Raw genomic sequence first — 14,406 nt, 5'->3', positions numbered from 1 at the left:
AGAATAAGAAATGATCTTCACCCAAGAACACGAAGAGCTGCGCCGCACGGTCCGTAATTTTGTCGACAAGGAAATCAACCCCCACGTCGAGCAGTGGGAAAAGGACGGCCGCTTCCCCATCCACGATATTTTCAAGAAAGCCGGCGACCTGGGTCTGCTGGGTATCTCCAAGCCGGAGAAATTCGGCGGCATGGGCCTGGACTACAGCTACTCGATCGTCGCCGCCGAAGAGTTCGGCACCATCATCTGCGGTGGCATCCCGATGTCCATTGGCGTGCAGACCGATATGTGTACCCCGGCCCTGGCGCGCTTCGGCTCCGATGAACTGCGCGAAGAGTTCCTGAAGCCTGCGATTGCCGGTGAGATGGTCGGTTGTATCGGCGTCTCGGAAGTGGGTGCCGGCTCCGATGTGGCCGGGCTAAAGACTACCGCCAAGAAAGACTGCAGCGACTATGTAATCAACGGCAGCAAGATGTGGATCACCAACTCGCCGTCCGCCGACTTTATCTGCCTGCTGGCCAACACCAGCGACGACAAGCCCCACGTCAATAAGTCGCTGATCATGGTGCCAATGAACACCCCGGGCATCACCGTCAGCCCGCATCTGGACAAACTCGGCATGCGCAGCTCGGAGACCGCCCAGGTGTTCTTCGACAACGTGCGCGTGCCGCAGCGCTACCGCATCGGCCACGAAGGCGCCGGCTTTATGATGCAGATGCTGCAGTTTCAGGAAGAGCGTCTGTTCGGCGCGGCCAACATGATCAAAGGCCTAGAGCACTGCATCAACGCCACCATCGACTACTGCAAGGAGCGCAAGACCTTCGGCAACGCGCTGATCGACAACCAGGTCATCCACTTCCGCATGGCCGAGCTGCAGACCGAAGTCGAGTGCCTGCGCGCCCTGGTTTACCAGGCCACCGAGCAGTATGTGCGCGGCCGCGACGTCACCAACCTGGCCTCCATGGCCAAGCTCAAGGCCGGCCGTCTGGGCCGTGAAGTCACCGACAGCTGCCTGCAGTACTGGGGCGGCATGGGCTACATGTGGGAAAACCCGGTGGCCCGCGCCTACCGCGACGTACGCCTGGTGAGCATCGGCGGCGGTGCCGACGAAATCATGCTGGGCATTATCTGCAAGCTGATGGGCATTCTGCCGGGCAAGAAAAAATAGCCGGGAGCTATTTTTAACGTCGCGTAGCGACGGCCCGAAGGGTGGCCGCCAGGGATGGCTGGCCATAAAGAAGGGCTAAGAACGGAAAAACGTAGGGTGGACGTCGCTTTTTACGTCCACCGTGGTACCGCTCGGTGGGTCGATAAAACGTGACCCACCCTACGGCCACCTTCCCCTTGCGCATACATCAAGGAGCCAGCCATGGCCGACCTACCGAACTGCGAAACCCTGCTGCTAAGCCTCGACGCCGGCGTGCTGCATATCACCCTTAACCGCCCGGACAGCCGCAACGCCATGAGCCTGGCCATGGTCACGGAGCTGCGCGCCGTACTGGAAAGCCTGCGCAATGATCCAAGCGTGCGCGCCATTGTCCTGCGTGGTGCCGGTGGCCATTTCTGCGCCGGTGGCGATATCAAGGATATGGCCGGCGCGCGTGCCGCTGGCGGGGATGCCTACCGCAGCCTTAACCGCGCCTTCGGCAGCCTGCTGGAAGAAGCGCAGAACACGCCACAGGTGCTGATCGCCGTACTGGAAGGCGCAGTGCTGGGCGGCGGTTTCGGCCTGGCCTGCGTGTCGGATATCGCCATCTGTCAGCAGGACGCCAAGTTCGGCCTGCCGGAAACCACCCTGGGGATTCTGCCAGCGCAGATCGCGCCCTTTGTGGTCAAGCGCATCGGCCTGACCCAGACCCGCCGCCTGGCCCTGAGCGCCGCCCGCTTTAACGGCAGCGAGGCCGAGCGTCTGGGCCTGGTGCATTTCAGTGAAGCCAATAGCGAAGCCGTTGATGCCCGCCTGCAGCAGGTGCTCAGCCAGGTGCGCCAATGCGCCCCCGGCGCCAATGCCCAGACCAAGGCCCTGTTGCTGGCCAGTGAGCACGAAGCCCTAGGCCCATTGCTCGACCGCGCCGCCGAGCAGTTTGCCGCGGCGGTGACCGGCGCCGAAGGCGTTGAGGGCACCATGGCCTTCATACAGAAACGCCCGCCCAAGTGGGCCCAGTAGAACATAGGGTGGATGTCGTTTTTTACATCCACCGAACACCGCCCGGTGGATCGATACAGCGTGATCCACCCTACGCCAACACCGACGGACGAAATCCGGATCGACCAGCAGGAGCACACAGATGCCCGCATTCAACAAAATCCTGATCGCCAACCGCGGGGAAATCGCCTGCCGGGTGATGCGCACCGCCCAGGACCTTGGCTACCGCACCGTAGCCGTCTACTCCGAGGCCGACAGCGATGCCCGCCATGTGCAGCTGGCCGATGAGGCGGTATGCATCGGCCCGGCCCAGGTCAATCAGTCCTATCTGCTGATTGAGAACATCATCAGCGCAGCGCAGAAGACCGGCGCCGATGCCATCCACCCCGGCTACGGCTTTCTCTCGGAAAACGCCGAGTTTGCCCGCGCCTGCGAAGCGTCCAACATCGTGTTTATCGGCCCCACAGTTGCAGCCATCCACCTGATGGGCAGCAAGCGCCTGTCGAAGATCGCCATGCTCGAAGCCGGCGTGCCCTGCATTCCCGGCTATGAAGGCGCCGCCCAGGACGACGAGACCCTGAGCCGCGAGGCCGAGCGTATCGGCTACCCACTGATGATCAAGGCCAGCGCCGGTGGCGGCGGTCGTGGCATGCGTCTGGTACACGAATCCAGCGAGCTGCTGGCGCAGATCCGCACCGCCCGCTCCGAAGCGCAGAATGCCTTCGGCTCCGGTGAGCTGATTCTGGAACGGGCAGTGATCCAGCCGCGCCATGTGGAAATCCAGGTATTTGGCGATGCCCACGGCAATATCGTCTACCTTGGCGAGCGCGACTGCTCGGTGCAGCGTCGCCATCAGAAGGTGGTCGAGGAAGCGCCCTGCCCGGTGATGACGCCTGCGTTGCGTAAAGCCATGGGCGAGGCGGCGGTGAAAGCGGCGGCCTCGGTGAACTACGTCGGCGCCGGCACCGTGGAGTTTCTGCTGGACCAGAGCGGCGAGTTTTTCTTTCTGGAAATGAACACCCGCCTGCAGGTGGAACACCCGGTCACCGAACTGATCACCGGGCAGGACCTGGTCGCCTGGCAGATTCGCGTGGCCGAGGGCCAGCCGCTGCCGCTTAAGCAGGATGAAATCCGCCTCACTGGCCACGCCATGGAAGTGCGCCTGTACGCTGAAGACGCCACCCACAACTTCCTGCCGCAAACCGGCACCGCCCTGCGTTGGGAGCCGGCACTGCGCGATGGCGTGCGCATCGACCACGGCCTGGTCGAAGGTCAGGCCATCACGCCGTTCTATGACCCCATGCTGGCCAAGGTGATCGCCTATGGCGCCACCCGCGAGGAAGCCAGGCGCAAGCTGGTGCGTGCGGTGGAGGATTGCGTGCTGCTGGGTGTGAATGGCAACCAGCGTTTTCTCGCCAACCTGCTCAGCCACCCCGAGTTCGCTGCCGGCAACGCCACCACCGCCTTTATCAATGAGCATTTCGCCAATGACCCCAGCCTGAGTCCGCAACCACCCAAGGCTGCCGAGCTGGCCAGTGCCGCCGCCCTGCTGTTCCAGCAGTCGGCCAATGCCCGCGCCCATCAGCCTGGCCTCTCCGGCTGGCGCAATGCTGGCAGCGCGCCCTGGCGTTTTCTGCTCAAGCAGGGCGAGCAGCAGTTCACCGTGGAGCTGGAAGTGCTGGGCGACGGCTCACAGCCCAGTCTGCTGGCCAAGGTTGGCGAGCAACAGGTCAGCCTCAAGCTGCTGGCCAGCGACGGCCGCTGGGCCACTCTGGAGCTGGACGGCATTCGCCAGCGCCTGGCCTACCACCTGGCCGGCGACAACCTCTGGCTGTACGGCCATAACGGCAACCTGCAGCTCACCGATATCACTCACCTGCCGGTCAGTAGCACCACCGGCGCCGGCTCGGGCAGCGTCAAGGCACCGATGGACGGAGCCATTGTCGAGGTGCTGGTGGCAGAAGGTGCCAGCGTCAGCAAGGGCCAACTGCTGGTGGTGCTGGAAGCGATGAAGATGGAACACCCGCTCAAGGCCAGCATCGACGGCGTGGTGCGTCGGATTGGCGTCAGCCGTGGCGATCAGGTGAAAAACCGCCAGCTCTTGGTGGAAATCGAAGCTGCAGACGCCCCGTAAGGTGGATGGCGCTTTACCCATCCACCACCACGTCACCAAGGTGGATGAGAAAAGCGTCATCCACCCTACATAAAAATAAAATTGGAGAGCCCTATGTCACTGCAAGGCAAAACCCTGTTTATCACCGGCGCCAGCCGTGGCATCGGCCGCGAAATCGCTCTGCGCGCTGCCCGTGACGGCGCCAATATCGTGATCGCGGCGAAAAGCGCCGAGCCCCACGCCAAGCTGCCGGGCACCATCCACTCGGTGGCTGCCGAAGTCGAAGCTGCCGGCGGCAAGGCCCTGGCCCTGCAGGTCGATGTACGTGACGAAACCGCGGTGAAAAACGCCATGGCCCAGGCGGCCGAACACTTTGGCGGCATCGACGTGCTGGTCAACAACGCCGGCGCCATCAAGCTGGTGGGGGTGGAGAAACTGGAACCCAAGCGCTTCGACCTGATGTTCCAGATCAACACCCGCGCGGTGATGGTCTGCAGCCAGGCGGCCCTGCCGTTCCTTAAGCAGAGCGCGGGCGGGCATATCCTCAACCTGTCGCCGCCGCTGAACATGGACAGCAAGTGGTTTGCCCAACACGGCCCCTACACCGTGACCAAATACGGCATGAGCATGCTTACCTTGGGCATGAGCGAGGAGTTCAAGAAGTACGGTATCAGCGTCAATTCACTGTGGCCGAAAACCATGATCGCCACCGCCGCCATCGAGTTCGAACTGGGTAGCCGCGATGCCTTCAAGCGCGCCCGCACCCCCGCCATTATGGCCGACGCCGCCCACGCCATTCTGGCGAGCCATGGCCGCAGCATCACTGGGCGCCTGCTGATCGACGAGGAGATTCTGCGCGAACAGGGTGTCAGCGAGTTCGAGCACTATCGCTTCGACCCGCAGGGTGGCGCACTGATTCCTGACCTGTTTGTCGATTAGCGACCAACCGCTTGGGGCGCAGTCACCGGCAGCAGACGCGCGGCAAAGAACGCCCCATAGCCCTGCTGCGCCACCACCTCGGCCTGAGCCCGCTCATAGCGGTCGAGGTAGACCCTGGCCGCCGGCCGTGAGAAAACCGAATACAGCGGCATTTCCTGCTCCGGCAAGGGCAACAGGCGAATACGCGCCTGCATGCCCATCTCCTGCATCTGATAGCGCACAGCCAGATCATCGGGATGATAGAACGCCTCCAGCCGCCCTCCTGCGAGCATTTCCAGGCTTTGCCGCACCACATTGCTGCTGTTCAGGGTGCTTAGCTGCAGACGTGGATCGCGCAGCATCGGTGAACGGTAGCCATCCTGCCAGGCCCCCAGGCGCAGCGGCAGCAGCTGTTCTACGGTATCCACCTTCTGCAGAGGATGCTGGTGCGGCACCAGCAACACCGATTGCACCCGCACAAAGGGCTGTTGCGGATAGACCAAGCGCTCTGCACGCTCCGGGGTCTTGGCCAAAATCAGTGCCATATCCAGATGGCCGCGTTCGAGCATCAGCAACAGGCGCGGGAGTGGGTAGCGCTGGTAACTCACCTCGCTCAGCTGCATGCGTGCGGCGATTTGCTCGAAGTAGGCAATGGCCGCGCCCTGATTGTCGGCCTGCCCCACCTGGGGCGTATGAGGCGGCAAGTCAAAATAGCCGACGCGCAGGCTATCGGCGCCGGCCGCACTACTCAGCAGCCAGGCAACAGCCACCAGCAGGACAGACACAGAGCAACGAGGACGGGCAAAGAAACGCATGAACAAGGCCTGTGAAAACGCTCAAGAGAGGGTGGAACGAAAGTGCCACAGAGTCTAGCAGGCTGCTGGCTGGCCATGGTGCCCGGTATTTGCCCATCTGCCTGACGCCCTTCGCGCCCCGGTCATGGCCACCACCACGCAGCAGGACTAGAGTTGCCTTCGCCCCCGCATAACAACCCCAAGCGCGAGAGCCATGAGCCAAGCCGATCTGATTTCCCCGCTGCGATTTCTTGCCCGCCTGCCCCGGCATCTGCCACGCGTGCCGCGCATGTTGCGCGGGCTTTATTACGCCGGTATCCGCAACCGCGACAAACCCCTGTCCCTGGGCTGGGCCCTGGAGCGCGCGGCGCAGCTGCATCCCGAACGCCCGGCGCTGCTGGATGAGTCGCGCCGCCTGAGCTATGCCCAGTTCAACGCCTGGGCCAATCGCCTGGCCCGGGCCTTCAAGGCCGAAGGCGTGGGCCATGGCAGCGTGGTGGCGGTGATGCTGGAGAACCGCCTGGAGTTGCTGGCGATTCTCGCGGCACTGAGCAAGCTCGGCGCGGTCGGTGCGCTGGTCAACACCACCCAGCGCGGCAAGGTGTTGGCCCATAGCCTGAATCTGGTCAGCCCCAGTCACCTGGTGATCGGAGCTGAATTGCTGGAAGCCTACGGCGAAGTCGCCGAGCAACTGCACCAGGATCCGCCACGTTACTGGATTGCCGATCAGGATTGTCTGAAGGATGCCGGCCAGGCCCCGGACGGCTGGCGCAACCTGATGCAGCTGGCCGGCAGCAAGGCCACCGACAACCTGCCGGATTGCGCCAAGGTCCGGATGAAAGACCCCTGCTTTCTGATCTACACCTCCGGCACCACCGGCCTGCCCAAGGCCTCAATCATGAGCCACGGCAAGTGGATCAAGGCCTACGGCGGTTTCGGCCACTCCGGCCTGACCCTGAACAATCAGGACGTGCTCTACCTGACCCTGCCCTGCTATCACAACAATGCGGTTACCGTGTGCTGGAGCGCCGCCATCGCCGGTGGCGCGGCCATCGCCCTGCGCCGCAAGTTCTCCGCCAGCGCCTTCTGGGCAGATGTAGCGCGCTACCAGGCCACCTGCTTCGGCTATATCGGCGAGCTATGCCGCTATCTGCTCAACCAGCCCGAGACCCCAGCGGAGAAAAACAACAGCCTGCGCTGCATGATCGGCAATGGCCTGCGCCCCTCGATCTGGGCCGAGTTCAAGCAGCGCTTCGGGGTCGAGCAGATCACCGAGTTCTATGCCTCCAGCGAAGGCAATATCGGCTTTACCAACGTGTTCAACTTCGACAATACCGTGGGCTTTACCCCGGCCACCTACGCCATCGTGCGCTATGACCTGGAGAACGATCAGGTCATCCGCAACAAGAAAGGCTTTCTGCAGAAGGCAGGCAAGGGCGAGCCAGGCCTGTTGATCAGCGAAATCAGCGCCAAATGGCCGTTCGACGGCTACACCGACCCGGCCAAGAGCGAGGCGGCGATCCTGCGCAACGTGTTCAAGAAGGGCGATGCCTGGTTCAACACCGGCGACCTGATGCGCGATATCGGCTGCAAGCACGCCCAGTTCGTCGACCGTCTGGGCGATACCTTCCGTTGGAAAGGCGAAAACGTCTCCACCACCGAAGTGGAAAATGTGCTCGGGGCCTTCCCCGGCGTCGAGGATGCGGTGGTCTATGGCGTGGAGATTCCCGGCACCAATGGCCGCTGCGGGATGGCCGCATTGCGTTTGAGCGAGGGTAAAACCCTGGATGGTACGGCCCTGGCCCGCTATCTGGACAGCGAGCTACCGGTCTATGCCGCGCCGCTGTTTATTCGCCTGCTCGGCGAGGTGGAAACCACCGGCACCTTCAAGTACAAGAAGGCCGACCTGAAAAAAGCCGCCTATGACCCCAATCTGCTGGATGATCCGCTCTGGGTGCGACTGCCGGGCAGCGCCGCCTTCCAGCCCCTGGACAACGAACTGCACCAGGCCATTACCCAGCAGCGCTATCGCTTCTAGGCAGACAGGCGCGCTGCTCAAACGGAGCGCCCTACTGCTTGAACTCGAACTGCAACTCCGCCCCTTCCAGGGACTCCCAGTAGTCCTCCACCCGCTCGTTGCTGATCAGCTTGCCATGCAACTGGAAGGGGCTCTCCGGCTCGGTCGGCTGATCAAACAGCGGTGGCAGCAAGGGCGCCAGTGGCACCTCCTCGGCCTGCAGCGGCACCTGCAACAGGTGATCGGGCAGGCTGAGATCCAGGGGCATCGTTTCCTCGGTGGGTGCAGGCTGTGGTTGCGTGCGCGCTGCAGCCGGCGGTTTTGCCTCAGGGACGGTCTGCTTGACCGCAGCCGGCACCGATAGGCTCTCAGAAACGTCAGCGGGCTCAGGCGTCGGCTCGACCACAGGCTCAGCCGTTGGCGCGCGGTGCGCTGCGGCGTCAGCCTCGGCTTCGGGCTGGGGCACCCGCAGCGGCGGTTCAGCCACGCTCGGCGGAGCCTTTTCCGGCTGGTCGCAGGCCGCCAGGCCCAGTAGTGCCAGCCCTAACAGGGCAATGGAAATTCGCATCGGTAAGCATCACGCCATCAGATTCAGGTCGCCATGCTGTCGCGCCAGGTCGCTTCTGACAAGGCCGCCCATGCGTGCAGCCGTATCAGAATGCGACTCCGCTATTGCGGCTGCGGCTCCAGCGCCCCGAGTTCACGCTCGATATTGCGCTGTGGATAGTCGCGCATCAGCTGCAGCAGCAACTGATCGGCTTCGTCCTGCCAGCCCTCGCGACGCAGCTTTTCCAGGCGCCGCAATTGACGGGCAAACTCAGCCTCTCCAGCCTGACGTGACAGCTCCACTGATGGCGCTGTCAGCGCCGCAGCATCCACGGCCAGTTCCTCAGTTGGCGCCACTTCGCTCTTAAGCGATTGCTTGGCCGTTGACTCGGCCAGGGCCTGACGCTCGCGCGCCTGCGGTGCCGGCATGGCATCAGCCATCGGCGCAGCAGGTGCTGCGCTGCGCATGGCCGGGGCCATCAGCACCTCGCCCGGCACGGCATCGAAGGCATCCGGCGTACGTTCCAGGGTGCGCCAGGTCAGGCTGACACCAATCCCCACACAGGCCAGGCCCGCCAGGGCCAGGGACCAGCGCTGGCGGCCGGCACCAAACAGCCAGTTGTGCAGGCGCTGAGCCGGGCCCGGCCGGGACGCCTTGGTCAGTTCGGCGCGGGCCGCGCCCAGAATCAGCGCATCCAGCTCGGCGGATGGCTCCCCCCCCGCATGCTCACGGAAATGCGCCAGCAGTTGCTGCTCCTGGACATCGGGGCGCTGTTGATCATGCTTCATAGGGACAACTCCTCGGCGGCCGGATCGGCCAGCAGCCGGCGTAACTTGTGCAGGGCATAACGCAGACGGCTCTTGACCGTCTCGGCGGGGGTCTGGGTGAGCACCGCGATCTCGCTCAATTCCAGCTCACCCTGGGCGCGCAACAGAAAGACCTCGCGCTGCTCGCTGGGCAGATCATCCAGGGCGGCCTGCAAGCGCTGCTGATCGCGGCTCAGGCTGAGCTGCTGCTCGGGGCCGGGTTGCGGGTCGGGCGCGGCATGTTGCTGTTCATCGTATTCGGCATGGCCTGCCTGATGCCGACCCTGCTTGCGCCAGTGATCGATCAGACGGTTGCGGGCGATCTGGTACAACCAGGTCTTGAACAGCACCGCCTCGCGCTGCTCGCTCTGGCTGCGGATCAGGCTCATCCAGGTGTCCTGAAACACCTCCTCGGCCAGGGCGTGGTCGCCACACAGGCCAAGGAGAAAACGAAACAGGCCGAGCCGGTGGCGCTGATACAACTCGGCGAAAGCCGCTGCATCACCGCGGCGGTAACGCCGCAACAAGGCGGCGTCGTCATCCGTGAGGGGTCGATTCACTGCTGTACTCGTGCGCTAGTTGAACGGTTCGCATCAGTTTGCAGACTCTGCGCCAGTTCCACCAGCTGTACGAACTCGCCACGCAAACCGAAGCGGTCATCGCCACGGGCCGTACGTGCCAGCTCGGCGCTGTCGGCCAGGCTGAAGCGCCCGGTGTATTGACCGCCCTTGAGCTGCTGGGCGAAGGCGGCCACCGCTGCGGCAAAGCGCAGATCTTCGCTGGCCTGGCTGACAGCACGCGTATCGGCGGCCTGAATCGGTTGCTCCAGCAGCTTGCTGACGTCCTGCCCTGGCGCCTTGTAGCGAATGCGCAGCCAGGCCAGTTCGCCCGACTTGCGCTCGGCTTTTGCAGTGGCCTGATAGCGCAGCGGCTCCAGCCAGCCTTTGCTACCCACAGGCACCACTTCATAGAGCGCGGTGACCGTATGACCTGCACCGATTTCGCCGGCATCGACCTTGTCATTGCTGAAATCTTCGCGCTTCAGCGCCCGGTTCTCGTAGCCCAGCAGGCGGTACTCGCTGACCTCGGCGGGGTTGAACTCGACCTGAATCTTTACATCGCTGGCCACCGTGGCCAGGGTCGAACTGAGCTGCTCCACCAGTACCTTGCGTGCCTCGCGCAGGTTGTCGATATAGGCGTAGTTGCCGTTGCCGGCATCGGCCAGCTGTTCCATCAACTGCTCGTTGTAGTTATCGGTGCCAAAGCCCAGGGTGGTCAGGGATACACCGCTCTTGCGCTTGTCGGCGGCTAGTTGCTTGAGCGTCTCGAAGCCACTGATGCCGACATTGAAATCGCCATCGGTGGCCAGCAGGATTCGGTTGATACCGCCATCGATAAAGCCCTGCTGCGCCTGCTGGTAGGCCAGCTGAATACCCGATTCACCCGCAGTGGAACCGCCGGCCCTGAGCTGGTCGATGGCTGCGCGGATCTTGGCTTTCTCGTTGCCGGAGGTCGGTTCCAATACCACGCTGGACGAGCCGGCATAGACCACCAGTGACACCCTGTCCTGGGCGCGCAACTGCTCGACCAACAGCTTCAGGGTGGCCTGCACCATGGGCAGGCCTTCGCGGCGGTCCATCGAGCCCGAGACATCCACCAGAAACACCAAATTGGCCGGCGGCAGTTCCTCTACCCGCAGATCCGAAGCCTTGATGGCGATACGCAGCAGACGGGTTTCCGGGTTCCAGGGCGTGGCCGCCAGCTCGGTGTGCACGCCAAAGGGTGCATCGCCTTTGGGCAGCGGATAGGCGTAGGGGAAGTAGTTGACCAGCTCCTCCAGACGCACCGCATCCTGCGGCGGCAACTGCCCGCCATTGAGAAAGCGCCGCACATTAGCGTAGCTGCCGGTGTCCACATCGATGCTGAAGGTCGATACCGGCGTCTCGGCCACCGCATGCACCGGGTTGTCCGCCAGTTTCTGGTATTGCTCGCGATTCTCGTCATGGTAGCCCGGCGCCACGGCATCGGCCTGCACCGACAGCGGCAGCGGCAGCGGCGCATAGGCCACACTGGGCATCAGCGCCCTGCCCGCTACCTCGCGCTTGCGTTGCAATTCAGCCGGGGCAGGCAACTGCTCGTGCAACTCGGCACTGTTATCCAGCAGCGCCTGCTCGGCGGCCTTGGCTGGCGCCTCGGGGTTGGCGGCGCTGCAGGCACCAAGGCTGATCACGACGCCAGCGGCAAAGCCGGCAAGCAGTGGGCGGGGATATAAGAAGGGGTAAGCAGACATGACGGCATCTCCTGAGCGATCAAACAATGCATTCGCTCAGGTAGACGCAGCGCTTCTCTATATAGGGTTAAGCCACTGTTAAAAACTTGCAGCCCCCTCCTGGCATAGCTGCCCGGCCAGCATGCCCAGGGTCATCAGCGCCCGCTCGGCTTCGCGGTTCCAGGGGATGGCGCAGTTCAGGCGGATGCAGTGGTTGAACTGCTCGGTGTTGCTGAAGATCAGCCCCGGGGCGATGGAAATGCCCTGCTGCAGCGCGCGCACATGCAGGTCCTTGTTGTTGACCCGGGCCGGCAGGCTGACCCAGAGGATAAAGCCGCCCTTGGGCCGGCTCATCTGCGTGCCTTCGGGAAAGTATTGCTGCACCGCCAGCTGGAAGGCGCTGAGGTTCTTGCGGTACTCCTGGCGGATAAAGCGCAGGTGACGGTCGTAGCCGCCATTCTCCAGATAAGCCGCCACCGCCATCTGCGTCACGCTGCACGCCGAATGGGTGCTGAAGGTCTGCAGGCGCTGGATTTCCTCCTGGTACTTGCCGGCGATGATCCAGCCGATACGCACCCCCGGCGACAGGGTCTTGGAAAAGCTGGAGCAGTAGATCACCCGCCCTTCGCGGTCATGGGACTTGAGCGCCTTGGTCGGGCCCTGCTCGAACATCAGCTCGCCGTAGATATCGTCCTCGACCACTTGAATATCGTAGTCGCCGGCCAGGCGCAGCAGCTGGCGCTGGCGTTCCTCGGGGATGCTGCCGCCCAGCGGATTGGACAAGCGTGCGGTCAGCACCAGGGCCTTGATCGGCCACTGGTTGGCGGCCAGCTGCAGGGCCTCCAGGCTGATGCCGGTGGTCGGGTCGCTGGGGATCTCGATGACCTTCAGGCCCAGCAGGTCGGCCAGTTGCAGCAGGCCGTAATAGGTCGGCGACTCGGCGGCGATCAGATCACCCGGTTTGGTCAGCACCCGCAGGCTCATCTGCAGGGCATCCACGCAGCCGTGGGTGATCACCACCTCGGAGGGGTCAACCACCACTCCGGCATCACGCATGCGGATCGCCACCTGGCGACGCAGTGGCTCGAAACCCGGGCTGAACATATAGCTGAAGGCCCGGGCACTGTGAAAACGGGTGACCTTGGCCAGTTGCTGATGCAGAGCGCGCACCGGCAGGTAATCGACATGGGGCACCGCAGCGCCGAAGGGGAACACCCCTTCGCGACGTGACTCGGTGAGTATCTGATTGATGATGCTGCTGCGGGTGACCAGGCTGGGACGCTCAACCCGCGCGATATCCGGGGTTGGTGCGGTCAGGGCCGGGGTCTGGTGCACATAGAAGCCCGATTGCGGGCGGGCACGGATCAGGCCCTGGTCTTCCAGATTGGCATAGGCCTGCAACACGGTGGCGTGGCTGACATTGAGCTGGGCGCTCATCTTGCGTACCGAAGGCACCCGCTCACCGGGCTGATAAACGCCGCGGCGAATATCTTCCGCCAGTTGCTGGGCAATACGCTGGTATAGCAACAGATTGGTCATGGCCGCGCTCCTGCATCACTGAACCGTAACAGTAGCGCAGCCATCTTGAATTGCATCGGTACAGTTCGACCGTTTGTCGACAATACAGTGCGCCGCTAGCGTTCGGCGCTTAACCGTCCCTGCTCATCGGAGAAGACGATCTCCACCCGACGATTCTGTGCCCGACCACGCGCCGAGGCATTCTCGGCCACGGGGAAGTCGATACCGTGCCCCACGACCTCGACGCGCTCGGCAGCAATACCGAGATCCTGCAGAAAATCAGCCACCGACTGGGCGCGGGCGCGAGACAACTCAAGATTGAAGTCGGCGCTGCCGGTATTGTCGGTATAGCCTTCGATGCGCACCTTGCGCCGCGGATTGAGTTGAAGGAAATGCGCCACCTGCAACAGGGTGCGATTGGCCGCTGGCAGCAGATCCGCCTCCCCTACTTCGAACAGCACATCGCCCAGGGTCATGACCAGCCCACGCTCACCCTCTACCCCTTGCAGCATGGCCATCTGCTCGGCCAGCCAGGCGGTCTGCTGCTGCACGCTGAGCAGCTTGGCTTCGCGCAGGGTCAGCTGCAGGCGTTGGCGCTCCAGCTCAAGCTGGGCCTGACGTTCCTGATTGAGCAGGGTCAGGCTCTGCTGCTGGGCAATCTCGCCATAACGCAGGCTGAGGTAGGCGTAATGCTGCACATCCTCGGCACTGCCCCAGTAACTGGTCAGGCGCTCGGCCCGGGCCAGGGACTCGCTGGCGCGGACCACATCCTTGGGTGCGGCACGCAGGATATCGGCATCGTTCTTGATCCGGTTGAAGCTGGCCTGCGCCTCGCCCAGCAGTTGCTGATCGTTGGACGACAGGTTGCTACAGCCGCTCAGGCCAAGCAGCAGCATGGGCGCGAAAAACCACTTGTTCATTGCAACGCCCCCAACTGTTTGCGCAATTGCTGGATATTGCCCTGCAGGACATGCAACTGCTCCTGACTGGCATGATGCATTTGCTCAGCCTCCGCCAATCGGGCATCCAGCTCGGCCTGCTCGGCAAGCATGCGAGCCTCACGGTGCTTGCCTTGGGTCATGGCCGTTTGCGCCGCAGCAAACTTTTCTTCGGCCAGCTTCAACCCGCTGGACTGCTCGGCACTGATATTCAGGGCGCGCACCTGGGTCAGGGTCTGTTCAGTGAGTCGCAACTGCTCGCTGGGCGCTGGGTCCGACGCACAGCCAGCGAGGATCAACGCCAGCGCGGCGCAAAGGGAAGGTTTGATCACGTGGGCTT

The 14,406-nt window shown here is 63.3% G+C and carries 13 protein-coding genes; 5 read left to right on the top strand and 8 right to left on the bottom strand.

Translation table 11 applies throughout. The features are described from left to right. The first annotated feature begins 10 nt into the window (after nucleotides 1-10). The 4 genes from atuD to GJV18_RS17310 all read left to right on the top strand — a co-directional run bounded on the left by atuD (nucleotide 11) and on the right by GJV18_RS17310 (nucleotide 5,198). The gene (gene atuD / locus GJV18_RS17325; RefSeq protein WP_160347741.1) at nucleotides 11-1,168 is read left to right on the top strand and encodes a citronellyl-CoA dehydrogenase; all 1,158 of its coding nucleotides are present in this window, start codon (nucleotides 11-13) and stop codon (nucleotides 1,166-1,168) included. Between the two features lie 201 nt (nucleotides 1,169-1,369). Then, nucleotides 1,370-2,167: an enoyl-CoA hydratase/isomerase family protein gene (locus GJV18_RS17320; RefSeq protein ID WP_160347740.1), complete on the top strand. Its 798-nt coding sequence runs from the start codon at nucleotides 1,370-1,372 to the stop codon at nucleotides 2,165-2,167. A 121-nt stretch (nucleotides 2,168-2,288) separates the two neighbouring features. Further along, nucleotides 2,289-4,280 carry an acetyl/propionyl/methylcrotonyl-CoA carboxylase subunit alpha gene (locus GJV18_RS17315; protein ID WP_160347739.1) on the top strand — a complete coding sequence of 664 codons (1,992 nt, stop codon included), beginning with the start codon at nucleotides 2,289-2,291 and terminating at the stop codon, nucleotides 4,278-4,280. Between the two features lie 93 nt (nucleotides 4,281-4,373). After that, nucleotides 4,374-5,198 carry an SDR family oxidoreductase gene (locus tag GJV18_RS17310; RefSeq protein WP_160347738.1) on the top strand — a complete coding sequence of 275 codons (825 nt, stop codon included), beginning with the start codon at nucleotides 4,374-4,376 and terminating at the stop codon, nucleotides 5,196-5,198. Here the strand turns inward: GJV18_RS17310 and GJV18_RS17305 are convergent. Beyond that, nucleotides 5,195-5,962: a substrate-binding periplasmic protein gene (locus tag GJV18_RS17305; RefSeq protein ID WP_160347737.1), complete on the bottom strand. Its 768-nt coding sequence runs from the start codon at nucleotides 5,960-5,962 to the stop codon at nucleotides 5,195-5,197. The genes GJV18_RS17310 and GJV18_RS17305 overlap by 4 nt on opposite strands. Before the next feature lie 223 nt (nucleotides 5,963-6,185). On the opposite strand from GJV18_RS17305, the gene GJV18_RS17300 reads away from it, so the two are divergent. After that, complete coding sequence (locus GJV18_RS17300) at nucleotides 6,186-8,009, top strand: long-chain-acyl-CoA synthetase (protein ID WP_160347736.1); 1,824 nt, start codon at nucleotides 6,186-6,188, stop codon at nucleotides 8,007-8,009. Between the two features lie 31 nt (nucleotides 8,010-8,040). Here the strand turns inward: GJV18_RS17300 and GJV18_RS17295 are convergent, their stop codons facing one another. The 7 genes from GJV18_RS17295 to GJV18_RS17265 all read right to left on the bottom strand — a co-directional run bounded on the left by GJV18_RS17295 (nucleotide 8,041) and on the right by GJV18_RS17265 (nucleotide 14,398). After that, a complete protein-coding gene (locus GJV18_RS17295) occupies nucleotides 8,041-8,556 on the bottom strand; it encodes a hypothetical protein (protein ID WP_160347735.1) in 516 nt (171 codons plus the stop codon). 101 nt (nucleotides 8,557-8,657) lie between these two features. Next, nucleotides 8,658-9,323 (bottom strand): hypothetical protein, encoded by a 666-nt coding sequence (locus tag GJV18_RS17290; protein ID WP_160347734.1) that lies wholly within the window; start codon nucleotides 9,321-9,323, stop codon nucleotides 8,658-8,660. Then, a complete protein-coding gene (locus GJV18_RS17285) occupies nucleotides 9,320-9,901 on the bottom strand; it encodes an RNA polymerase sigma factor (RefSeq protein ID WP_160347733.1) in 582 nt (193 codons plus the stop codon). Before GJV18_RS17285 ends, GJV18_RS17290 begins: the two co-directional genes overlap by 4 nt. Beyond that, nucleotides 9,898-11,631: a vWA domain-containing protein gene (locus GJV18_RS17280; RefSeq protein WP_160347732.1), complete on the bottom strand. Its 1,734-nt coding sequence runs from the start codon at nucleotides 11,629-11,631 to the stop codon at nucleotides 9,898-9,900. Before GJV18_RS17280 ends, GJV18_RS17285 begins: the two co-directional genes overlap by 4 nt. A gap of 78 nt (nucleotides 11,632-11,709) precedes the next feature. Beyond that, nucleotides 11,710-13,149 (bottom strand): aminotransferase-like domain-containing protein, encoded by a 1,440-nt coding sequence (locus tag GJV18_RS17275; RefSeq protein WP_160347731.1) that lies wholly within the window; start codon nucleotides 13,147-13,149, stop codon nucleotides 11,710-11,712. 95 nt (nucleotides 13,150-13,244) lie between these two features. Then, entirely contained in the window at nucleotides 13,245-14,048 is an 804-nt protein-coding gene (locus GJV18_RS17270) for an OmpA family protein (RefSeq protein WP_160347730.1), read from the bottom strand. Next, nucleotides 14,045-14,398, bottom strand: coding sequence for a DUF4398 domain-containing protein (locus GJV18_RS17265; protein ID WP_160347729.1), 354 nt, complete (start codon nucleotides 14,396-14,398; stop codon nucleotides 14,045-14,047). Before GJV18_RS17265 ends, GJV18_RS17270 begins: the two co-directional genes overlap by 4 nt. Nucleotides 14,399-14,406: the final 8 nt, after the last annotated feature.

It is taken from the genome of Pseudomonas xionganensis, from assembly GCF_009763245.1.
Lineage (GTDB): Bacteria > Pseudomonadota > Gammaproteobacteria > Pseudomonadales > Pseudomonadaceae > Aquipseudomonas > Aquipseudomonas xionganensis.
This window is presented reverse-complemented; position numbering and strand designations above follow the sequence as displayed.

Excerpts from the sequence above, each read along its gene's own strand:
- GJV18_RS17270 (WP_160347730.1), bottom strand. The coding sequence starts at position 14,048 with ATGAACAAGTGGTTTTTCGCGCCCATGCTGCTGCTTGGCCTGAGCGGC.
- atuD (WP_160347741.1), top strand. The coding sequence starts at position 11 with ATGATCTTCACCCAAGAACACGAAGAGCTGCGCCGCACGGTCCGTAAT.
- GJV18_RS17310 (WP_160347738.1), top strand. The coding sequence starts at position 4,374 with ATGTCACTGCAAGGCAAAACCCTGTTTATCACCGGCGCCAGCCGTGGC.
- GJV18_RS17300 (WP_160347736.1), top strand. The coding sequence starts at position 6,186 with ATGAGCCAAGCCGATCTGATTTCCCCGCTGCGATTTCTTGCCCGCCTG.
- GJV18_RS17290 (WP_160347734.1), bottom strand. The coding sequence starts at position 9,323 with ATGAAGCATGATCAACAGCGCCCCGATGTCCAGGAGCAGCAACTGCTG.
- GJV18_RS17275 (WP_160347731.1), bottom strand. The coding sequence starts at position 13,149 with ATGACCAATCTGTTGCTATACCAGCGTATTGCCCAGCAACTGGCGGAA.
- GJV18_RS17295 (WP_160347735.1), bottom strand. The coding sequence starts at position 8,556 with ATGCGAATTTCCATTGCCCTGTTAGGGCTGGCACTACTGGGCCTGGCG.
- GJV18_RS17315 (WP_160347739.1), top strand. The coding sequence starts at position 2,289 with ATGCCCGCATTCAACAAAATCCTGATCGCCAACCGCGGGGAAATCGCC.
- GJV18_RS17280 (WP_160347732.1), bottom strand. The coding sequence starts at position 11,631 with ATGTCTGCTTACCCCTTCTTATATCCCCGCCCACTGCTTGCCGGCTTT.
- GJV18_RS17320 (WP_160347740.1), top strand. The coding sequence starts at position 1,370 with ATGGCCGACCTACCGAACTGCGAAACCCTGCTGCTAAGCCTCGACGCC.